Raw genomic sequence first — 21,396 nt, 5'->3', positions numbered from 1 at the left:
GTCGTTCTACCGCACGCGCGTGCGCCGGCTGCGATACGTATCGAGCACGACCGCCACCACGATCACCGCGCCGGTGATGATCCGTTTCGTCGGCTCGTTCGCGCCGATCTGCGCCAGCCCCGCGGCCAGCACGGAGATGATCAACACGCCGAAGAACGTGCTGATCACCGAGCCGCGCCCGCCCATCAGGCTCGTGCCGCCAATCACGACGGCGGCGATCACCTGCAGTTCGAGGCCGACGCCCGCATTCGGGTCGGCCGCTTCGAGCCGCGAAATCTGGAACAGCGACGCAAGCCCTGCGAGCGCGCCCATCAACGCGAATACGAGGATTTTATACGGCCTCGGGTTAACCCCTGCAAGTCGGACGGCTTCTTCGTTCGTGCCGATCCCGACGAGATAGCGTCCGAACACGGTGCGCGTCAGTACGAACTGCGCCGCGATCATTACCGCGACCGCGATCAGGAACGCCGGCGAAATGCCGAGCGCGATCGGGTTCGACAGGAAATCGAACGCGTCGCCGATGTAGGCCGTGCGCGAATTCGTCAGCTGGTACGCAAGGCCGCGCGCGGCCTCCAGCACACCGAGCGACACGATGAACGACGGGATCCGCCAGCCGACCGTGACCGCGCCCGTCAGCGCGCCCGTGACGGTCGCGACCGCGATGCCGATCAGCGCGGCCGGCAGCGGCCCCCACTGCCATTTCAGCGCGGCGACGCTGACCATCGACGCGGCGAGCGCGAGCACCGAGCCGACCGACAGGTCGATCCCGGCGATGATCAGCACGAAGGTCATCCCGACCGACATGACGACGAGATCGGGAATCTGGTTCGCGATCGTGCTGAACGTATCGTAGGTCAGGAAATGCGAGCTCAGCGTCGAAAACAGCACGATCATCGCGGCGAGCGCGCCGGCGAGCCCGAGGTAGTTCGACAGGCCGAGCCGCGTGCCGGACAGCGTGCGCGCGCGGCGCCCGGTCACGTCCTGCTGCGCGCCTGCGTCGGTCGGGGTTACGGGAGGCTGGGTCATTGCTGTCGTCCTGTCGTCGAAGTACCCGGGGCGGCGCCTGGCGCCTGCCCTGCGTCCGGATGCTGCGCGCCGCCCGGCGGCGCGTCGCGGCCGAAGCCGGCGAACGCCGCCGCCAGCAGCGCATCCTGGGTCCAGTTGCCGCGCTCGAACACGGCGGTCATGCGGCCGGCCGACATCACGCCGATCCGGTCGCAGATCAGCATCAGCTCGCGCAAGTCGCTCGACACGACGACAAGCGCGCGGCCTTCGCGCGCGAGCGCGCCCATCAAAGTGTAGATCTCGAACTTTGCGCCGACGTCGATCCCGCGCGTCGGCTCGTCGAACAGCAGCACGCCCATGTCGCGCGCGAGCCAGCGTCCGATCACGACCTTCTGCTGGTTGCCGCCCGACAGCTCGCCGACCACCTGCGTCGCGCCGTGCGTGCGGATCCGTAGCGCGTCGATCTGCTGTTCGGCGAGCGCCGTTTCGCGCGCGCCGTCGACGATCCCGCCGCGCGCGAGCCGGTCGAGCTGGCCGAGCGACACGTTCGCGGTGATCGACTGCGTCAGTAGCAGCCCCTCACCCTTGCGATCCTCGGTGATCAGCGCGATGCCGTGCTTCACCGCCTCGACGGGCGAGGCGATCCGCGTCGGCTTCGGCGGCTGGCCGACCGCGATCGTCCCCGCGTCCGGCGCATCCGCGCCGTAGATCAGCCGCAGCAGTTCGGTACGCCCCGCGCCGATCAACCCCGAGATGCCGAAGATCTCGCCCGCGCGCACCTCGAGCGACACGTCGCGCACCGCCGCCCCGCGGGTGAGGCCCGACACGACGAGCCGCGGCGCGCCGATATGGCGCTCGCCGAGATCGATGTGCTCGCCGATCTCGCGCCCGACCATCAGCGTGACGAGCCCGTCGGACGTCGTCGCCGCCATGTCGCCCGCATGCACGAGCCGGCCATCGCGCAGCACCGCGACGCGCTCGGCGACACGCGCGAGTTCCTCGAGCCGGTGCGAGATGTAGATGATCGCGACGCCGCGCGCCTTCAGCCGGTCGATCTGTTCGAACAACAACTCGACTTCACGCGCGGTCAGCATCGCGGTCGGTTCGTCGAGAATCAGCACGCGGCAGTCGCCGATCAGGTTGCGCGCGATCTCGACCATCTGCTGGTGGCCGATGCCGAGCGCGCCCACCGGCGTATCGGGATCGACCGTGTCGAGCCCGACCTGCGCCATCGCGGCCCGCGCATCGTCGCGCAACCGCGCGCGATCGATGATCCCGAAACGCCGCGGCAGGCGGTTCAGGAACAGGTTCTCGGCGACCGTCAGTGTGGGCAGCAGGTTCAACTCCTGCATCACCATGCGCACGCCGAGCGCCTCGGCCTGCGACCGGCTCGCCGGCGCATAAGGCTGGCCGCCGAGTTGCATCGTGCCGGCGGTCGGCTCGACGAGCCCGCCGATGATCTTCGACAGCGTGCTCTTGCCGGCGCCGTTCTCACCCGTCAACGCAAGCGCGTGGCCCGGCTCGAGCGTCAGCGTGACGTCGGCAAGCACGGGTTCGGCATAGGTCTTGCCGATGCCGGATACGGACAGCACGGGAGTGGCTGCGCGGGAGGGTTGGAAAGTCGGGTCCATCGCGATCCTGGTTGCGGCCGCGCGCACGCGGCGCGCGGGTGGGACGCTCACAAGTGCATGTGCATGCAGTGGCCGTGATCGCGCTCACCCCGGATAACGGCCGCCGCGCCGAATTCTTGAGGACGGCGGCCGCATCGGGGGCCGCGTCACTTCGTCACGAGATCCACCGGCGTCTCGACCACGCCCGACAAGTCGGCCTGCTTGCGATGCTCCGCGATCGCCTTGAGCGCCGTGTCGATACCGAACACGGCCTGCTTCGCTGCGTACTGATCGGCGGTCGCGAGCACGCGGCCGTCCTTCAGCATCGGCTTGATCGCGTTGATGTTGTCGTAGCCGACCACGAGCACCTTGCCCTGCTTGCCGGCCGCGCGCACGGCCGACACGGCGCCGATCGCCATGTTGTCGTTACCGCACAGCAGCGCCTTCAGGTTCGGGTATTCGTTGAGCATCGCGGCAGCGACCGCATTGCCCTTGTCGATCTCCCATTCGCCGGATTGCACCGACACGACCTTCATCCCGCCCGCCTTCATCGCGTCCTGGAAACCGGCCGTGCGCTGCTGCGCGTTCGTCGTCGTCGACACGCCTTCGACGATGCCGACCTGGTCGCCCGCCTTCAGCCGCTTCGCGAGGTAATCACCGATCTTGCGCGCGCCCTTGCGGTTGTCCGGACCGACGAACGGCACGTTCAGGTTCTTCGACTTCAGCACATCGGGATCGAGTCGGTTGTCGATGTTCACGACGATGATGCCCGCGTCGACCGCCTTCTTCACGACCGGCACGAGCGCCTTCGAATCAGCCGGCGCGAGCACGATCGCGTCGACCTTCGACACGATCATCTGCTCGACGATGCGGATCTGGTTTGCCGTGTCGGTCTCGTCCTTGATGCCGTTGGTGATCAGGTCGAACTGGCTCGCGTTGTGTTTCTGGTATTCCTTCGCGCCCGTTTCCATCGTCAGGAAGAACTCGTTGGCGAGCGACTTCATCACGAGCGCGACCTTCGGCTTGGCCGTAGACTGCGCGTGGACGGCCGGTGCGGCAGCGACCGCGACGGCGGCAAGCGCGGCGGTCAGGAAGCGACGGCGAAAGCGGACATTCATACTCATCTCCTGGCGACTGGCCCTGAGGGCCGGACTATTGTTTGACTGTTGTTTTAATGCGAGCAAACGTTTGCGCCACACTACCCGGGCAATGGCCATCGATGCTGCTGTCGGTACCACGAAATGGAAGCGAGGCAGACGGCCGACTGCCTGACGCGTGCTGTCGATTACACGCCACCGCCGGCGGGACGCCGGCGGAGTGAAGGTATGCTGTACCGATTCGTGCCGGCGCGCAACCTGTCTGATCAATATTTAAGGGTTTATTCGGAGCCCGTGTCACGCCGGGTCCTGCGGCGCCGGCTCGTCTTCGCCGGCTGACGGCGGCTCGCCGAAGCGATTTGCATGCGGCGTGCCGGCGATGAAGCCATTCATCACGAACAACGCAAGCGCGCCGACGATCGGCACGAACAGCAACAGCATCCACCATCCCGCCTTGTCGATGTCGTGCAGCCGTTTTACGCCGACCGCAATCGACGACCACACCGCGACGACCGCAATGACGACGAGCACCAGCATCGCCAGCAGCGGCATATCCTCTTCCGGCGCGCCACGTGAACCCGCATCGAAAATCGCGCCGAGCACCGTGGAAGCCAGCGCGTAGATCCACCACGGCAGGCGCCCGATCCGGCCTTCGAAGGAAAAGAGAAACCATTTCAGGTTCATTGTTCACCTCTTCGTCACGCGTGTTGCGAACTGCGCGATATGTCTCCAAGTGTGCCGGGACCGGCAATTCGCGTGCATTGTTTGGTGAAGGTGGACGGCCTGCCGGATGCGCCTTTTGCGCTTCGCCCCGGCGTTGCTCATTGCGCCACCGGCGCATCCGGAACGTGACGCGGGGCCACGCGAACCTGCGTCAGCCGGCATTCACATGCATTGAATCATATCTGCAGCGATACGGATCGTCCGGTATGGATGACGGCCGCCGCCGAAACGAGGCGTTCAATCGCGCCTGCTTGTTCTTGCCGTTGTGCCGGCAAGCGAATACATGTCGTTCGCCGGGTGCGGCGAAGAATTGGACGGGAAACCGCGCTGGCGATCGATGATTCCGTGAGTCGAAAAACCAAGGCGGCGGCAGATCGCCTGCCGCCGCCCGATACATGACAACCCGCGCAGGTACGTCGCGCCATCAGCGGTGATAGCGTGGATGGCGCACGACGCGCTGCCGTCAAACGGCTTCGCGCAACATCCCCGCGATTTCCGCTTCGTTCAGGTGCGGCGCGAACATCTCGATCAGCCGGTACGCATACGCGCGCAGGAACGCGCCCTTGCGCAGCCCGACCCGTGTCGTGCTCGCCTCGAACAGGTGCTGCGTATCGAGCGCGACGAGCCCCGTGTCACGCTGCGGATCGTAGGCCATCGCCGCGACGACGCCGATCCCCATCCCGAGTTCGACATAGGTCTTGATCACGTCCGCGTCGATCGCGGTCAGCACGACGTCGGGCACGGCACCCGCCGCCGTGAACGCCTGGTCGATGTGCGAGCGGCCCGTGAAGTCCTGGTCGTACGTGATGATCGGATACTCGGCGATTTCCTCGAGCGTGAGGTTCTCGCGGCCGACGAGCGGATGGCCCTTCGGCACGACGACCGTGTGGTGCCACGAATAGCACGGGAACGTGACGATGTCCGGATAGCGGTCGAGCGCCTCGGTCGAGATGCCGAGATCGGCCTCGCCGTTCAGGATCATCTGCGCGATCTGCTGCGGGCTGCCCTGGCGCAGCGCGAGATGCACTTTCGGGAACACGTCGGTGAACTGCCGGATCACCTTCGGCAGCGCGTAACGCGCCTGCGTGTGTGTCGTCGCGACGACGAGGTGGCCGCTGTCCTGATCCGCGAACTGGCGCGCGACGCGGCGCAGGTTCTCGGCGTCGAGCAGCATCCGCTCGATCAGCTGGTGCACGGCCTTGCCGGGCTCCGTGAGCCCCGTCAGCCGCTTGCCGCGCCGGATGAAGATGTCGACGCCCAGCTCATCCTCGAGATCCTTGATCTGCTTCGACACGCCCGACTGCGACGTGTACAGCACGTTCGCGACTTCCGTCAGGTTCATGTTCTGGCGCACCGCTTCGCGCACGAACCGCAATTGCTGAAAATTCATGGGTATGCCTCTTAGGCTGTCGTTGTTTGATTGTCGAATCGGAGCAATTTCCGCCCCCTGCCCTGCATTTTTGCGTTAACGCGCGGGAAACACCCTCACGGCGCGCGGCACGGCGGTCGCACCATCGCCGACCTGCAGCGACAGCGCACGCCACGCATCGCGATCGAGTTCCGCCTCGAGCGCCCCGCCCGCACGCGCCTCGAGTTCCACGCGCACCGACCCGCCGAGCGGAATCACGCGGCGCACGTCCACCGCGATGCCGTCGCGGTGCCCTTCGCCAATCGGCCACAGCTGCAGGTCGTGCGGGCGCACATAGGCATTCGCGGGGCCCGCGAAATCGGCATCGATCTCGATCGGCGCGGCCGCGCCCTCGGCGACGAAGCCACGCCCGGCGACGGTGCCCGGCAGCCGGTTGGCCGCGCCGAGGAACTCGTAGACGAACGCGCTCTGCGGATGATCGTAGACGTCCTGCGGGCTGCCGACCTGCTCGACGTGGCCGCGGTTCAGCACGACGATGCGGTCCGCGACTTCCAGCGCCTCCTCCTGGTCGTGCGTGACGAAGATCGTCGAGATGTGCAGGTCGTCGTGCAGGCGACGCAGCCAGCCGCGCAACTCCTTGCGGACCTTCGCGTCGAGCGCGCCGAACGGCTCGTCGAGCAGCAGCACCTTCGGCTCGACCGCGAGTGCGCGAGCGAGCGCGATGCGCTGGCGCTGGCCGCCCGACAGCTCGGACGGATAGCGCTGCGCGAGCCAGTCGAGCTGCACGAGCTTCAGCAACTCATGCACCTTGTCGCGAATCGCGCTTTCCGACGGCCGCTCGCGGCGCGGCTTCACGCGCAGCCCGAACGCGACGTTCTCGAACACCGTCATGTGGCGGAACAATGCGTAATGCTGGAACACGAAACCGACCTGGCGGTCGCGCGCGCCGACCGACGCGACGTCGAGCCCCTGCAACACGACCTGGCCGGCATCCGCGTGCTCGAGGCCCGCGATCACGCGCAGCAGCGTGGTCTTGCCGCAGCCGGACGGCCCCAGCAGCGCGACCAGTTCGCCGGGCGGGAAGTCGAGCGATACGTTGTCGAGCGCCGTGAAATCGCCGAAGCGCTTCTGAAGGTTACGGACGGTGATACCCATTCTGGTTGCCTCTTTACGATTTCGACGACACGGCGGCGACGGGGCCGGCATGTGCGGGAACGGTGTCGCGCGCGCCGGCCAGTTCGGCGGCGAGATGGCGCTCGGCGAGCAGCTTCAGCGCGAGCGTGACGAGCGCGAGCAGCGCCAGCACCGACGCCACCGCGAACGCCGCCGCGAAGTTGTATTCGTTGTACAGGATCTCGACGTGCAGCGGCATCGTGTCGGTCACGCCGCGGATGTGGCCGGACACGACCGATACCGCGCCGAACTCGCCCATCGCGCGCGCATTGCACAGGATCACGCCGTACAGCAGGCCCCACCTCACGTTCGGCAGCGTCACGCGGCGGAAGATCTGCCAGCCGGAAGCACCGAGCACGCGCGCGGCTTCTTCCTCGTCCGTGCCTTGTGCCTGCATCAGCGGAATCAGCTCGCGCGCCACGAACGGGAACGTGACGAAGATCGTCGCGAGCACGATGCCCGGCACCGCGAAGATGATCTGCACGTCGTGATCCTGCAGCCATGGCCCGAGCCAGCCCTGCGCGCCGAACAGCAGCACGTACACGAGACCCGAGATCACCGGCGACACCGAGAACGGCAGGTCGATCAGCGTCGTCAGCAGCGCCTTGCCGCGGAATTCGAATTTCGCGATCGCCCACGATGCGCACACGCCGAACACGAGGTTCAGCGGCACGGCGATCGCGGCGACGGTCAGCGTCAGCTTGATCGCCGACCACGCGTCGGGGTCGGCCAGCGATTCGAGATAGAAGCCGACACCCTTTCTCAGCGCCTCGACGAACACCGCGGCGAGCGGCACGACGAGGAAGAAGGCGAGGAACGCCAGCGCGATGCCCGTGAGCAGCCAGCGCACGACGCGCGACTCGCTGACGGGGTCGAGCCGCTTCGCGGTGCGCCCTTGCGCGGCCGACGACGGGGTTTTCAGCACGACGGTGGCCTCCTGGCTCATTGCTGGCCTCCTGCCGCAACGGCGGTGACGGTGGCGGGCGCGGGGCCGCTTGCGCCCTTGCCGGACGAGCCGCGGCTCGTCCTGCGCTGCAGATACCACTGCAGCGTGTTGATCAGCAGCAGCATCAGGAACGACACGACGAGCATCACGACCGCGAGCGCGGTCGCGCCCGCGTAGTCGTACTGCTCGAGCTTCGTGATGATCAGCAGCGACGTGATCTCGGATTTCATCGGCACGTTGCCGGCGATGAAGATCACCGAGCCGTATTCCCCGAGCGCGCGCGCGAACGCGAGTGCGAACCCGGTGAGGAGCGCCGGCAGCACGGCCGGCAGCACGACGCGGCGGAACGTCAGCCAGCGCGACGCGCCGAGGCACGCAGCGGCCTCTTCCTGCTCGCGCTCGAAATCCTCGAGCACCGGCTGCACCGTGCGCACGACGAACGGCAGCCCGATGAAGGTCAGCGCGACCAGCACGCCGGCCGGCGTGAACGCGATCTTGATGCCGAGCGGCGCGAGATACTGGCCGACCCAGCCGTTGGTCGCGTAAACGGCCGCGAGCGAAATGCCGGCGACCGACGTCGGCAGCGCGAACGGCAGGTCGACGATCGCATCGACGAGGCGCTTGAACGGGAACGTGTAGCGCACGAGCACCCACGCGACGAGAAAGCCGAACACGGCGTTGATCAGCGCGCCGCCGAGTGCGGAGGAGAACGTCAGCCGGTACGACGCGAGCACGCGCGGCGACGTGACGGCGGTGACGAACTGGTCCCACGACAGCGTCGCGGTCTTCAGGAACGTGGCAGCGAGCGGTATCAGCACCACGAGGCTCAAATAGGCCACCGTGATGCCTAGCGTCACGCCGAAACCGGGCAGCGCGCTCGGCTTGCGAAAGGTGTACGTCGTCATCGGATGCTCTTGCTGTGTCGATGCTGCTCATGGGTCCGACGCAAACGCCGGCGCAGTGAATCGCGCCGGCGGACCGTCGGGGATGCGGTGCGCTATCGTGGCGCGCCGCTGTCGTTATGGCGTTACTGCGGCTTGTAGATCGAATCGAACACGCCGCCGTCCGCGAAATGCGTCTTCTGCGCATTCGTCCAGCCGCCGAAGGTATCGTCGACCGTGTACAGCTTCAGCTTCGGGAACTGCTTCGTCAGCTCCGCCGGCACATTCTTCGAACGCGGCCGGTAGTAGTTGCGCGCCGCGATCTCCTGGCCCTGCGGGCTGTACAGGAAGTTCAGGTATGCATCGGCCAGCTTGCGCGTGCCCTTCTTGTCGACCACCTTGTCGACCACCGCGACGGGCGGCTCGGCCAGGATGCTCACCGACGGCACGACGATCTCGAACTTGTCGGTGCCGAACTCCTTGACCGACAGGAATGCCTCGTTTTCCCATGCGATCAGCACGTCGCCGATCCCGCGCTGCACGAAGCTCGTGGTCGCGCCGCGCGCGCCCGAATCGAGCACGCCCGCGTTCTTGTACAGCTTCGTGACGAATTCCTTCGCCGTCTGCTCGTTGCCGCCCGGCTTGTGCACCGCGTATGCCCATGCGGCCAGGTAGTTCCAGCGCGCGCCGCCCGACGTCTTCGGATTCGGCGTGACGATCGAGATGCCCGGCTTGGTCAGGTCGTCCCAGTCCTTGATCCCCTTCGGATTGCCCTTGCGCACCAGGAACACGATCGTCGACGTGTACGGCGACGCGTTGTCGGGCAGCCGCTTCTGCCAGTCCTTGTTGACGAGCCCCTTGTTCGCGAGCGCGTCGATGTCGTACGCCAGCGCCAGCGTCACGACGTCGGCCTGGAGGCCGTCGAGCACCGAGCGCGCCTGCGCGCCCGAGCCGCCGTGCGACTGCTTGAAGTTGACGGTCTCGCCCGTCTTCGCCTTCCACTCCTTGCCGAACGCCTGGTTGAAGTCCTGATACAGCTCGCGCGTCGGGTCGTACGACACGTTCAGGAAGGTCGTATCGGCCTGCGCGTGCGTCGCGACGCCCAGCGCCGCCGCCGCGCCCAGCGCGAGTGTTGCGATCAGGCGGCCCACCCCGCCCACCAGCCCCGTGTTGCGCTTGCCCATCCTTGGTTCTCCAGTGTTGTCGGTATTGCGATGTCGGGCCAGTCTAACGAACGGGTTACATGATTAAAAATAATCGTTCCTCATTTTTTAATACTCAAAAGTGCTAACGCAGGCTGGATGGACGGTTGCGGCAGATGAACCGGCGTCGGGGCGTCGCGAAATCGCGCCGGAACCGGCGCGATCACGTCGAACCTCAAGTAACACTTGAAATTCGCGAACTACTGTATAAAAATACAGCTCACTGTCTATCCATACAGTTGAGCCATGACCAAACTCACCGCCCGTCAGCAGCAAGTGTTCGACTTGATCCGTCGCGCGATCGAGCGCTCCGGATTCCCGCCCACCCGTGCCGAGATCGCGGCCGAACTGGGCTTCAGCTCGCCGAATGCGGCCGAGGAGCACCTGCGCGCGCTGGCGCGCAAGGGTGTGATCGAGCTGGCCGCCGGCGCATCGCGCGGCATCCGCCTGCTCGGCATCGACGATGCCCCGCACCAGTTCACGCTGCCGCACGCCGGCCTGATGCAGCTGTCGCTGCCGCTCGTCGGCCGCGTCGCGGCCGGTAGCCCGATCCTTGCGCAGGAGCACATCTCGCAGCATTACGCGTGCGATCCCGCGCTGTTCTCCAGCAAGCCCGATTACCTGCTGAAAGTGCGCGGCCTGTCGATGCGCGACGCCGGCATCCTCGACGGCGACCTCCTCGCCGTGCAGAAGCGCACGGAAGCGAAGGACGGCCAGATCATCGTTGCGCGTCTCGGCGACGACGTCACGGTCAAGCGCCTGATGCGCCGGCCTGGCGGTCTCGAGCTGATCGCGGAGAACCCGGATTACGAAAACATCTTCGTCAAGGCCGGCAGCGCGGAATTCGCGCTGGAAGGCATCGCCGTCGGGCTGATTCGCTCGGGCGAACTCTGACATTCCGTCTCGCTCAGGAGAACATCATGGAACGCCTTTCCCGTCTGCTGCCTTTCCGTCAATTCGGTCGCCTGCGTCACCTGCGCGGCCGCACGCCCTGCGCACCGCTGTCCGCGGCGGCGCCCGTGCAAGAAGAAGTCGCAGTCGAACGGCAGGCGTCCCTGCTGCCGTCGGCGCTTCCCGCTTTCGCGCGGGTATCGCTGAACGCCGGCCTGAATCACGCCGAACCCGCGCGCCGCGCGCCGGTGCGCGTCTATCACGGCCGTTCGCGCCTGATCATGGTCGGCACGATCGATGCCGTGTGCCGGATGATCGATCGCTGCATCGCGGAGGAACGATCGGCCACGCCAGGCGGTCTCTGATTGCGGAATATCCCCGCACCGGAGGCAACGTGACCGGATCTTCGGGCCGCGCATGGCGGCTCAAGCCCCTGCTGATCGTCGTGCTGGCCGTCGCCATCATTGCGGCGATCGGCTATGGCTACGCGTCGCCGTACGTCGCGCTCGGTCGCCTGAAATCGGCGATCGATGCGCGTGATGCGCAGGCCATCAGCGAGTATGTCGATTTCCCGTCGCTGCGCATCAGCCTGAAGCAGCAGGTCACGGAAGAGTTGATGCGCCGGATCGACGCGGTGAAGAAGAACAATCCGTTCGCGGTGATCGGTGCGCTGATCGGGTCGGCACTGATCGGCCCCCTGGTCGATGCGTACGCAACCCCGGAGGGCGTGGCCGCGCTGATGAGCGGATTGCCGCCGCGTGGCAATCCGGGTGAGCGTCCACCTGAATGGTCGAATTTGCCGCCAGGCAATGCGCCAGGCAATGCGCCGGGCAACACGCCGGCCGCACCCGCAGCCAATCCGGCTCCGGCGAGCGCAACCGCTCCGGGCAGCGACACGGCCACCACGGCAGCGCCATCGCAATCACCCGCCGCTGCCGCACCGGCAAGCCCGGTCGACGCAACGCATGCGCCGCACCAGCAGCAAACCAGCGCCGGCTACCGGAATATCGATGAATTCGTCGTGACCTACCAGCGCAGTGCCGACGGCACGCGCTATGCGGCAATATTCCACCGCTTCGGCCTGTTCTCGTGGAAGTTGTCCGCGATCGACCTGCACGCTTGACAGGTCTTGGGTGGCCGCGGTCGGCGCCCGCGCCACGAATACGGCACGACGCCTGACCGGCGCGATTCGCCGGTCAGGCAGTCATCGAATCATTGGATCATTTGCCGTTCGCCGTGGCCGCTTCACGCTCACGCGCGATTTCGGCCTTCTGCTCCTGCGCCGACGAACACGCAACCAGAATGCTGCAGTTCACGCGGTCGAGCAGTTGCGTGTTGCCCGACCCCATCCACCATCTCGATAAGCCGCTACGGCACCGATGGCCGACAACGACGAGGTCGACCTTCAGTTCCGCCGCGAGATTCGCGATTTCGTCGATCGGATAGCCGAACGCGAAATGGCCTTCGGCTTGCACGCCGCGCTCGCGCAGCCAGTTCACCCCTTCCTGCAGGATTTCGCGCGCGGTTTCCTCGAACCGGCCGCACGCGACATCGGTCAGCAAACCTGCGCTCTGTGCAATGCTCGAGCGCATATCGACAACCGACAGCAAATGCGTCTCGGCCTTCAGATCCATCGCGAGGTTGGCGCCGCAGCGCAGGGCCTTGCGTCCTTCGAGCGAGCCGTCGTAACACAACAGAATCTTGTTGTAGCTAGCCATGAAGCCTCCCTATCGCAACAACGAGCCTACGCATTCATCATGGTGCGCCGCAATTCAGGATGCAAGGGATGGAAAACGCTGATTCGCCCCGCTCGGCTCCTGCGCGATGATGCAGTGCACGATCGGTGCGTACATGCATCGCACCGTGCAGGCATGCCCGGAAGAGACGCAACCAATGCACTAGAATGGCCCGTTCGTACTCCAGCAGGCCAACAGGCGCCGGCGTCGTGCGCTTCGGCCATGCCCGTGCGACACGCAATCGTCCGATCGGTTCGCCAACCGGCCACCCATCCGGCGGCGGAACGCGTCCGCGCCCGCTTACAACGACAACCAACCCATGTCCGATGTACCGATCGATTTCCGGAACGTCGAAAAGCGCTACGGCGACAAGCTCGTCGTCAACGGCCTGTCCTTCACCGTACAGGCCGGCGAGTGCTACGGCCTGCTCGGGCCGAACGGCGCCGGCAAGACCACCACGCTGAAAATGCTGCTTGGCCTCACGCATCCCGATGCAGGCACCATTTCGCTCTGCGGCGAACCGGTTCCATCGCGTGCACGGCATGCGCGCCAGCGTGTCGGGGTCGTCCCGCAGTTCGACAATCTCGACCCCGACTTCACCGTGCGCGAGAACCTGCTCGTGTTCAGCCGCTATTTCGGCATGTCGGCGCAGGCTGCGCACGCGCTCGTGAAGCCGCTGCTCGAATTCGCGAAGCTCGAGAACAAGGCCAATGCGAAGGTCGGCGAGTTGTCGGGCGGCATGAAGCGCCGCCTGACGCTCGCCCGTGCGCTCGTCAACGATCCCGATGTGCTGGTGCTCGACGAGCCGACGACGGGCCTCGACCCGCAGGCGCGTCACCTCATGTGGGAACGGCTGCGCTCGCTGCTCGCACGCGGCAAGACGATCCTGATCACCACGCACTTCATGGAAGAAGCCGAGCGCCTGTGCGACCGCCTGTGCGTGATCGAGGAAGGCCGCAAGATCGCCGAAGGCGCGCCGCACGCACTGATCGAATCGGAGATCGGCTGCGACGTAATCGAAATCTACGGGCCCGATCCAGCCACGCTACGCGACGAGCTGTCGGCGTTCGCGAAGCGCACCGAGATCAGCGGCGAAACGCTGTTCTGCTACGTGAGCGACCCGGAACCGCTCAGTGCGCGGCTCAAGGGCCGCACGGGGTTGCGCTATCTGCATCGCCCGGCCAATCTTGAAGATGTGTTCCTGCGGCTCACGGGCCGCGAAATGCAGGACTGATCGATCATGGACGTCCGCAACTATTCCGCCGCCGCACCGTCGGCACCACCGCGCGTATCACGTTTCGCGATCGCGATGCCCGCGAACGCGACCAACTGGATCGCTGTCTGGCGGCGCAACTATCTCGTCTGGCGCAAGCTCGCGCTCGCGTCGATGTTCGGCAATCTCGCCGATCCGATGATCTATCTGTTCGGGTTGGGGTTCGGGCTCGGCCTGATGCTCGGCCACGTCGACGGCGTTTCGTATATCGCGTTCCTCGCGGCCGGCACGGTCGGGTCGAGCGTGATGATGTCCGCGAGCTTCGAGTCGATGTATTCGGGATTCTCGCGGATGCACGTGCAACGCACGTGGGAAGCAATCATGCATACGCCGCTCGCGCTCGGCGACATCGTGCTCGGCGAGATCGTCTGGGGAGCCAGCAAGGCGATGCTGTCGGGGGCCGCGATCATGCTCGTCGCGGGGGCGCTCGGCTATGCGCAGTTTCCGTCGATGCTCGCGGCGCTGCCCGTGATCGCACTCGCGGGCCTCGCGTTTGCAAGCATCGCGATGATCGTCACGGCGCTCGCACCGTCCTACGATTTCTTCATGTTTTATCAGACGCTCGTGCTGACGCCGATGCTGCTGCTGTCGGGCGTGTTCTTCCCGAGCACGCAGTTGCCGCCGATCGCGCGGCATGCGGCGCAGGCGCTGCCGCTCGCGAATGCCGTCGAGTTGATTCGGCCCGCGATGCTCGGCCGGCCGGCGACCGACGTCGCGCTGCATGTCGCGGTGCTCGCAGGTTACGCGGTCGGCGGATTCCTGCTGTCCGCATGGCTGTTCCGGCGGCGGATGATGCGCTGACGGCCGGCGCACCGGGCGCCGGCTTCATGCGACGACGTTACTCGTCGTCGTCGCTCCACGGGATCTCGACGTCGGTCAGGAACGCGACGGTCGCGAGCGGGCCACCTTCCTGGCGGCCCAGCTTGCCGTCCGCGCGATGCCATTCGACGCGGAACTGCGTGCCCGGATCATCGGCAAGCAGATACACCGAGCGCAGCTCTTCCTTGTCAGCTTCATCCACCGGGCCGTCGAACGACACCAGCATCTTCTGCGGCCACAGGCCGTTGACCGGATCGTAAATGCGATCGCCCTGCGGAATGTCGATGCTGGCTTCGACGCCGATCGTTGCGGAGGCCTCGATGATCATCATGCCGAGTGCGCTCAGCACGGCAGTCGCCCGCGCGGAATTGGCCTGGCGGATCGCGAGATCGCCGCGCGTCAGCGCCTTTTCGAGTCGAGGATGGATCTTCGGTTGGGTCATGCGTTTTCCTGTTTGCTTCTTGTAAATAGCGCCGCACGCGTGAAACGGCGGCGCCGGATGAATACGACGATTGCGCCCGATTGGCGCGCCGCTTGCGCGCGTCAGAACCCGAGCGCGACCGCGAGCAGGCCGCTTGCGATCCCGAACACGACGACGAGGATCGCGACGATGGCCAGCATGTAAGGCTTGAACGAACGTGCGAGCATCGCGAGCGACGGCACGCTGATCGGCGGCAGCGTCATCAGCAGCGCGGCGGCCGGGCCGACGCCCATGCCGAGCGACAGCATCGCCTGGATGATCGGCACCTCGCCGGCCGTCGGGATCACGAACAGCATGCCCGCGACCGCGAATGCGACGATCCAGCCGAGATGATTGCCGATGTCCGGGCCGATATGCGGGAACAGCCACGCGCGCGCGGCGCCGAGCAGCAGCACGAGCACGATGTATTCGGGCACGAGCCGCACGGCCATGCGCGCAAGCAGCTTCATCCAGCGGACAAACGGATTGCCGGCCGCGGCCTGCTCGGCCGCCAGCGCGGCGAGCTGCGCATCGTCGATGCTGCGGTCTTCAGGGCGTGCGATGCGGTTCAGCAGATAGCCGATCCCGAACACCATCGCGATGCCGAGCACCAGGCGCAGCGCACTCCAGTGCCAGCCGAGCACGAAGCCCATGAACACCAGCGCCGCCGGGTTCAGCACCGTGTTGCCGAGCCAGAACGCAACCGCGCCGCCCGGCGATGCATGGCGCGCACGCAGCCCCGCGACGACCGGCGCCGCGCAGCACGTGCACATCATGCCGGGCAGCGACAGCAGGCCGCCCGCGGCGACGCTGCCGAAACCGGTGCGGCCGAGCACGCGCGCAACCCAGTGCGCGGGTAGCAGCGCCTGCACGGCCGAACCGAGCAGCAGGCCCAGCACCATCGCCTGCCAGATCGCCTTGCCGTACGCCCACGCGTAATCGAGCGCGGCCTTCAGCGACGGCTCGGGGGCGGCCGCCGACGTGCCCATCAGGATCGACTGGCCGATCGAATGATGCTCGGCGGCAACGAACGCCTTGTTGTAGTACGGGAACCATTTCACATAGAACAGGCCCGCGACCGCGATCAGCAGAAAGGTCATCCAGCCGAGGGTCGGATTGGGTTGGGTGCGTGTTGTCGTCATCGTGTGGTCGTCGATTGGTCTTGGTCGGTTTCGGATGTCGCGCCCGCGGCAAGCGCGGCCGATGCGGGCAGCCCGGCTTGCGCGAGTGCGGCCAGCAGCGCACGCGCCTGATCGCGCCCGTCGGCGGCGTTGGGCCGGAATGTGAACGTCAGCGCCCGGTTCGGCTTGTTGTACGTCGCGCGATAGGTGCGCGCATAGGCGGGATCGTAATGCTTGTCGATCAGCTCGGTGAACAGCTCCACCCGCGCGTCCGCATCGATCAGCGCCTTCCAGCGTGTTACCTGTTCGCGGCTATGCAGGCCGATCAGCCGATCGAGCTGCGCCTTGAAGGTGTCCGGTTCGTCGAACAGGTGCGCATAATCGTCGAGGAGGAATGCGATGCGCTCGTCGTGCGCCGCGTCGACATGCACCCACGGCCCTGCGTGAAACGCTTCGATCAACGCGATCGGCAACTGCACGAGCCCGATCCGGCGGCTTTCCGATTCGACGAACACCGGCCATTCAGGGTCGAAACGCCCGAGTGTTTCGACGAGCCCGGAGTCGAACCCCTTCTGCGCCGGCTGCGGTTTGCCCGGAAGCGCGCCAAGCAGTGAACCGCGATGGCACGCAAGCGCCTCGAGGTCGAGCGTCTGCGCGCCCACGTCGCGCAGTGCGTTCAGCAAGCGCGTCTTGCCGCAGCCCGTATGGCCGACGAGCGCGATGTAGCGAAAGCGCGTCGGCAGCGACGCGAGCGTCGCGCACACCGACTGGCGGTACGACTTGTAGCCGCCGTCGAGCTGGCGCGCTTTCCAGCCGATCAGGTTGAACCAGGTCGTCATCGAGCCCGAGCGCTTGCCGCCGCGCCAGCAGTAGATCAGCGGCCGCCAGTTGCGCGGACGATCGGCGAACGTCGTATCCAGATGCCGTGCGATGTTGCGCGCGACGATCGCCGCGCCGACCCGGGTCGCCTCGTATGGCGACACCTGCCGGTACATCGTGCCGATGAGCACGCGCTCTTCGTTGCTGAGTACGGGCGCGTTCAGCGCGCCAGGGATATGATCCTCGGCGAACTCGAGCGGCGTGCGCACGTCGATGATCTCGTCGAACTCACCGGCGTGATCGAGGGTGACAAGCAGGTTCTTCAATTTGGCGTCGAACAGGGGCGATGCGGCTCGATGAGTCGCATGGGCGCGGAAGGCGGATTGACGATTATCTCACGGGCCGGCGTCTCGGGACGCGCGCGGCGGTCGGCGGTGCCGAGGCGGCCTGCATCGCATCGATCAGATGGTCGCGGAACGCACGAACCGACGCGGGTAGATCGCGCCCCGCCATCGTCTGCACCTGGATGCTGCGCTCGCGTAGCTGCGGGTTCGTCACGGGCACGACGACGAAGCCGTCCGCGGCGCAGCGATCGCGTACCGACAGCAGCCCCGTAAACATCACCGCGCCCGTGCGCCGTGCGTAGCCGTACATCGCTGCCGTGTTGTTGCTCGTCAGTTCGGGCTCGAGCAGCAGCCCGTCGAGCGCGCACGCGATGTCGATCAGTTGACGCACCGTCGTGCCGGCCTCGGGCAGCACGTGCGGATGACGCGCGACATCGGCGAGCGACACCGCTTCTCGCGTCGCGAGCGGATGGTCGTGCCGCACCAGCGCGAAGATCGGCGCGCGCTCGGTGTGCTCGACACGCACGCCCTTCTCCGGCGCGAGGCTGAAGCTCAGCGCGATGTCCACGTCGCCGTCGCGCACCCGCCGCGTCGCGTCCGCCGGCGACACCACCCAGACGGAGAAATCGACGCCCGGATGGCGTGCCTTGAAACTAGCGAGCGTGCCGGGCAGGAAATCGATCGCGAACCCTTCCGAGCATGCGATCTTCAGCAAGCTGCCGTGCAGCGCATCGAGCCCGCCGATGTCCTTCATCACGTGCTCGGCCTCGAGCAAGCTGCGCTGCGCAAACGCCAGGAGCCGCTCGCCGGCCTCCGACAGCGCCATCCCGCGCGGCCGGCGCTCGAACAGCGGTGCGCCGAGCTCGCTCTCCAGTTTCGCGATCTGGCGGCTGATCGCCGATACGGCCACGTGCAGCCGCGCGGACGCGTCACTGATCGAGCCGGTGCGCGCCACTTCGACGAAATACCGCAATGCCAGGCCATGCAGGAAAGCCGCCACGTTCTATCTCCGCCCGGCTGCCGGCCGCGCTGCCTTGCCTTTTCGGCAAAGAAAGGTTCGAAATTCGATCATTGTGACAAAAAAAACGGCTTTCTAGAATCGATCGCACCTCACGCTGCAGGCACGATCCGGCGCGTGCAGCGAACCCGACCGAGGAGCACGACTTGAGCCGTACCGCCGCCATCCAGCACGCGCTGAACCAGTTCGAATCCGGTGCGTTCTTCACGACCCTGAGCCGCCGCGTCGGCCTGCGCACCGAAAGTCAGGAAAGCGGCAACGATGCCGCGCTGCGCGCGTACCTGACCGACGAGATCGCCCCCGAAGCCGCGCGCCTCGGCTTCACGTCGCGGATCGTCGACAACCCCGTCGACGGCGGCGGCCCGTTCCTGCTCGCATCGCGCCACGAAGACGACGCACTGCCGACCGTGCTGATCTACGGCCACGGCGACGTCGTGCGCGGCTACGATGCGCAATGGCGCGCACCGCTGTCGCCGTGGACGCTGACGGCCGACGGCGACCGCTGGTACGGCCGCGGCAGCGCCGACAACAAGGGCCAGCACACCATCAACTTGGCCGCGCTGGCGAGCGTGCTCGACGCGCGCGGCGGCCAGCTCGGCTTCAACGCGAAGCTGCTGATCGAGATGGGCGAGGAAACGGGTTCGCCGGGCCTCGACGCGCTGTGCCGCCAGGAGCGCCGCGCGCTCGCAGCCGACGTGCTGATCGCGTCCGACGGCCCGCGCATCGCCGCCGCGCGCCCAACGGTTTTCCTCGGTTCGCGCGGCTCGGTCAATTTCAAGCTGAGCCTGCGCGCCCGCGACGGCGCGCATCACTCCGGCAACTGGGGCGGGCTGCTGCGCAATCCGGCGATCGTGCTCGCCCATGCGCTCGCGAGCCTCGTCGACGCGCGCGGCGCGATTCGCGTCGCGGGGCTGCGTCCGCCGCCGATCCCGGCCGCCGTGCGCGATGCGCTCGCCGATCTCTCCGTTGGCGGCGGCCCCGGCGATCCGGCGCTCGACGCCGGCTGGGGCGAGCCTGGCCTCACCGCGGCCGAGCGCGTATTCGGCTGGAACACGTTCGAGATCCTCGCGTTCAAGGCCGGCAACCCCGAGCACCCCGTCAATGCGATCCCGCCCGCCGCGTATGCGCACTGCCAGTTGCGCTTCGTCGTCGGCACCGACTGGGAAGCGCTGCATGCGCATCTGCGCACGCACCTCGATGCGCACGGCTTCGCCGACATCGAGATCGATGTCGAACGCGGCGCCCCGGCGACGCGCGTGCCGCCGGACGATCCGTGGGTCCGCTGGGCCGTCGCGTCGCTGGCGCGGACCACCGGCAAGAAGCCCGCGATCCTGCCGAATCTCGGCGGCACGCTGCCGAACGAAGTGTTCGCCGACACGCTCGGGCTGCCGACGCTGTGGGTGCCGCACTCGTACCCGGCATGCTCGCAACACGCGCCGGACGAGCACCTGCTCGCGAGCGTCGTCAGCGAGGGGCTGCAGATGATGGCCGGCCTCTTCTGGGATCTCGGCGACGACGCGCCGACCGTTCGCCGCGCGGCGCCCGCCGCGGCCGGCGCCGCCCTGTAACGCGCTTCGCCCCTTTCACGGGACCTGCTCACACGATGAACACGACCACCCTGACCTCGCAGGAAGCCGCCCGCCCCAGCGCCGCGAAGATCCGGCGCATCATCTTCGCGGCGTCGATCGGCAACGCACTCGAATGGTTCGACCTGATCGTCTACGGCTTCTTCGCGGTGACGATCGCCAAGCTGTTCTTCCCCGCGACGAGCGAAGCGACGTCGCTGATGCTCACGCTCGGCACGTTCGGGCTGTCCTACCTGATCCGGCCGATCGGCGGCTTCGTGCTCGGCGCGTACGCGGATCGCGCGGGCCGCAAGGCGTCGCTGCTGCTGTCGATCGCGATGATGATGGCCGGCACGCTGCTGATCGCGCTGATGCCGACCTACGCGGCGATCGGCATACTCGCGCCGCTCGGGATCATGCTGTCGCGGCTGATGCAGGGCTTTTCCGCGGGCGGCGAATTCGCGAGCTCGACCGCGTTCCTCGTCGAGCACGCACCGCAGCGGCGCGGTTTCATGTCGAGCTGGCAGTTCGCGAGCCAGGGCCTCGCGACGCTGCTCGCATCGGGCTTCGGCGCCCTGCTGACATCCACGCTGACAGCCGCGCAACTCGAAAGCTGGGGCTGGCGCGTGCCGTTCCTGTTCGGGCTCGCGATCGGCCCGGTCGGGCTGTACATCCGCCGCTACGTCGACGAAGGCGTCGAGTTCAAGACGCAGGCACGCTCGGAAGCGCCCGTGCGTGAGTTGTTCGCCGATCAGAAGTTGCGGCTGCTGCTGTCGGTCGGCGCGCTCGTGATCTCGACCGCGATCAACTACATGGTGCTGTACATGCCGACCTATGCGATCAAGCAGCTCGGGCTGCCCGCGTCGACGGGCTTCGCGGCGACGCTCGCGACCGGCTTCGTGCTCACGCTCGTCACGCCGGTCGTCGGCCACCTGTCCGATCGTACCGGGCGGATCCGCATGATGGCGGTTGCGGCAATCCTGATGCTCGTCACCGTGTACCCGACATTCGCGTGGCTCACGCGTCACGCATCGTTCGCGACAATGCTCGCCGCCCTGGTCTGGATCGGTGCACTGAAGGCGATGTACTGCGGCGCCCTGCCGGCGCTGATGGCCGAGCTGTTCCCGTCGCAGACGCGCGCAACGGGGCTCGCGGTCAGCTACAACACGGGCGTCACGCTGTTCGGCGGCTTCGCGCCGTTCGTCATCACCTGGCTGATCAGCGCGACCGGCAACCGGCTGTCGCCGGCGCTCTATCTGATGGGCTGCGCGCTGCTGAGCCTCGCCGCGCTGTTCGTCGCGCGCACACGGCTCAAGATGCGATAACGGAAGAAACGACGGCGCA

The 21,396-nt window shown here is 66.8% G+C and carries 21 protein-coding genes; 7 read left to right on the top strand and 14 right to left on the bottom strand.

Going from position 1 to position 21,396, the window contains the following annotated elements; translation table 11 throughout:
* Positions 1 to 6: 6 nt before the first annotated feature.
* The 9 genes from ACPTTC_RS09220 to ACPTTC_RS09180 all read right to left on the bottom strand — a co-directional run bounded on the left by ACPTTC_RS09220 (position 7) and on the right by ACPTTC_RS09180 (position 9,988).
* A complete protein-coding gene (locus ACPTTC_RS09220) occupies positions 7 to 1,026 on the bottom strand; it encodes an ABC transporter permease (protein ID WP_175004679.1) in 1,020 nt (339 codons plus the stop codon).
* Positions 1,023 to 2,636: a sugar ABC transporter ATP-binding protein gene (locus tag ACPTTC_RS09215; RefSeq protein ID WP_423392259.1), complete on the bottom strand. Its 1,614-nt coding sequence runs from the start codon at positions 2,634 to 2,636 to the stop codon at positions 1,023 to 1,025. Before ACPTTC_RS09215 ends, ACPTTC_RS09220 begins: the two co-directional genes overlap by 4 nt.
* A 146-nt stretch (positions 2,637 to 2,782) precedes the next feature.
* Positions 2,783 to 3,733, bottom strand: a complete 951-nt coding sequence (locus ACPTTC_RS09210; protein ID WP_226200659.1) for a sugar ABC transporter substrate-binding protein — start codon at positions 3,731 to 3,733, stop codon at positions 2,783 to 2,785.
* Positions 3,734 to 4,009: 276 nt separating this feature from the next.
* The gene (locus ACPTTC_RS09205) at positions 4,010 to 4,396 is read right to left on the bottom strand and encodes a DUF805 domain-containing protein (protein ID WP_226200658.1); all 387 of its coding nucleotides are present in this window, start codon (positions 4,394 to 4,396) and stop codon (positions 4,010 to 4,012) included.
* Between the two features lie 502 nt (positions 4,397 to 4,898).
* On the bottom strand, positions 4,899 to 5,825 hold the full coding sequence (locus ACPTTC_RS09200; protein ID WP_175955462.1) for a CysB family HTH-type transcriptional regulator: 927 nt from the start codon (positions 5,823 to 5,825) through the stop codon (positions 4,899 to 4,901).
* A 75-nt stretch (positions 5,826 to 5,900) separates the two neighbouring features.
* Positions 5,901 to 6,959, bottom strand: coding sequence for a sulfate/molybdate ABC transporter ATP-binding protein (locus ACPTTC_RS09195; protein ID WP_175970070.1), 1,059 nt, complete (start codon positions 6,957 to 6,959; stop codon positions 5,901 to 5,903).
* A gap of 13 nt (positions 6,960 to 6,972) precedes the next feature.
* Positions 6,973 to 7,923 (bottom strand): sulfate ABC transporter permease subunit CysW, encoded by a 951-nt coding sequence (gene cysW, locus ACPTTC_RS09190; RefSeq protein ID WP_423392258.1) that lies wholly within the window; start codon positions 7,921 to 7,923, stop codon positions 6,973 to 6,975.
* Positions 7,920 to 8,828, bottom strand: a complete 909-nt coding sequence (cysT, locus tag ACPTTC_RS09185; RefSeq protein ID WP_423392257.1) for a sulfate ABC transporter permease subunit CysT — start codon at positions 8,826 to 8,828, stop codon at positions 7,920 to 7,922. Before cysT ends, cysW begins: the two co-directional genes overlap by 4 nt.
* Positions 8,829 to 8,950: 122 nt before the next feature.
* On the bottom strand, positions 8,951 to 9,988 hold the full coding sequence (locus ACPTTC_RS09180; protein ID WP_011351893.1) for a sulfate ABC transporter substrate-binding protein: 1,038 nt from the start codon (positions 9,986 to 9,988) through the stop codon (positions 8,951 to 8,953).
* Positions 9,989 to 10,252: 264 nt separating this feature from the next.
* Between ACPTTC_RS09180 and lexA the strand changes: the two genes are divergently transcribed.
* The 3 genes from lexA to ACPTTC_RS09165 are packed head-to-tail and all read left to right on the top strand — an operon-like array spanning position 10,253 to position 12,020.
* Complete coding sequence (gene lexA, locus ACPTTC_RS09175; protein WP_009689103.1) at positions 10,253 to 10,900, top strand: transcriptional repressor LexA; 648 nt, start codon at positions 10,253 to 10,255, stop codon at positions 10,898 to 10,900.
* Positions 10,901 to 10,926: 26 nt separating this feature from the next.
* Positions 10,927 to 11,262 (top strand): hypothetical protein, encoded by a 336-nt coding sequence (locus ACPTTC_RS09170; protein ID WP_043182727.1) that lies wholly within the window; start codon positions 10,927 to 10,929, stop codon positions 11,260 to 11,262.
* A 29-nt stretch (positions 11,263 to 11,291) separates the two neighbouring features.
* Positions 11,292 to 12,020, top strand: a complete 729-nt coding sequence (locus ACPTTC_RS09165; RefSeq protein WP_423392256.1) for a DUF2939 domain-containing protein — start codon at positions 11,292 to 11,294, stop codon at positions 12,018 to 12,020.
* A 97-nt stretch (positions 12,021 to 12,117) separates the two neighbouring features.
* Here the strand turns inward: ACPTTC_RS09165 and ACPTTC_RS09160 are convergent, their stop codons facing one another.
* Complete coding sequence (locus ACPTTC_RS09160) at positions 12,118 to 12,615, bottom strand: universal stress protein (RefSeq protein ID WP_423392255.1); 498 nt, start codon at positions 12,613 to 12,615, stop codon at positions 12,118 to 12,120.
* 337 nt (positions 12,616 to 12,952) lie between these two features.
* Here ACPTTC_RS09160 and nodI point away from each other — a divergent pair, with 337 nt between their 5' ends.
* Positions 12,953 to 13,867: a nodulation factor ABC transporter ATP-binding protein NodI gene (gene nodI / locus ACPTTC_RS09155; protein WP_423392254.1), complete on the top strand. Its 915-nt coding sequence runs from the start codon at positions 12,953 to 12,955 to the stop codon at positions 13,865 to 13,867.
* A 6-nt stretch (positions 13,868 to 13,873) separates the two neighbouring features.
* Positions 13,874 to 14,707, top strand: coding sequence for an ABC transporter permease (locus ACPTTC_RS09150; RefSeq protein WP_423392253.1), 834 nt, complete (start codon positions 13,874 to 13,876; stop codon positions 14,705 to 14,707).
* Between the two features lie 37 nt (positions 14,708 to 14,744).
* Here the strand turns inward: ACPTTC_RS09150 and ACPTTC_RS09145 are convergent, their stop codons facing one another.
* The 4 genes from ACPTTC_RS09145 to ACPTTC_RS09130 form a co-directional block, all read right to left on the bottom strand.
* Complete coding sequence (locus ACPTTC_RS09145; protein ID WP_175955471.1) at positions 14,745 to 15,167, bottom strand: hypothetical protein; 423 nt, start codon at positions 15,165 to 15,167, stop codon at positions 14,745 to 14,747.
* Between the two features lie 101 nt (positions 15,168 to 15,268).
* Positions 15,269 to 16,327 carry a permease gene (locus ACPTTC_RS09140; protein ID WP_423392252.1) on the bottom strand — a complete coding sequence of 353 codons (1,059 nt, stop codon included), beginning with the start codon at positions 16,325 to 16,327 and terminating at the stop codon, positions 15,269 to 15,271.
* Entirely contained in the window at positions 16,324 to 17,451 is a 1,128-nt protein-coding gene (gene mnmH / locus ACPTTC_RS09135) for a tRNA 2-selenouridine(34) synthase MnmH (protein WP_423392251.1), read from the bottom strand. Before mnmH ends, ACPTTC_RS09140 begins: the two co-directional genes overlap by 4 nt.
* 64 nt (positions 17,452 to 17,515) lie before the next feature.
* Positions 17,516 to 18,469 carry a LysR family transcriptional regulator gene (locus ACPTTC_RS09130; protein ID WP_423392250.1) on the bottom strand — a complete coding sequence of 318 codons (954 nt, stop codon included), beginning with the start codon at positions 18,467 to 18,469 and terminating at the stop codon, positions 17,516 to 17,518.
* A 164-nt stretch (positions 18,470 to 18,633) separates the two neighbouring features.
* Between ACPTTC_RS09130 and ACPTTC_RS09125 the strand changes: the two genes are divergently transcribed.
* The gene (locus ACPTTC_RS09125; protein WP_423392249.1) at positions 18,634 to 20,055 is read left to right on the top strand and encodes a M20 family metallopeptidase; all 1,422 of its coding nucleotides are present in this window, start codon (positions 18,634 to 18,636) and stop codon (positions 20,053 to 20,055) included.
* A 35-nt stretch (positions 20,056 to 20,090) separates the two neighbouring features.
* Positions 20,091 to 21,377, top strand: coding sequence for an MFS transporter (locus ACPTTC_RS09120; protein WP_423392248.1), 1,287 nt, complete (start codon positions 20,091 to 20,093; stop codon positions 21,375 to 21,377).
* Positions 21,378 to 21,396: the final 19 nt, after the last annotated feature.

It is taken from the genome of Burkholderia mycopellens, from assembly GCF_964265025.1.
Taxonomy (GTDB): Bacteria; Pseudomonadota; Gammaproteobacteria; order Burkholderiales; family Burkholderiaceae; genus Burkholderia.
Note: the sequence above shows the minus strand (reverse complement) of the source record. Positions and strands in the feature narration are given on the sequence as shown.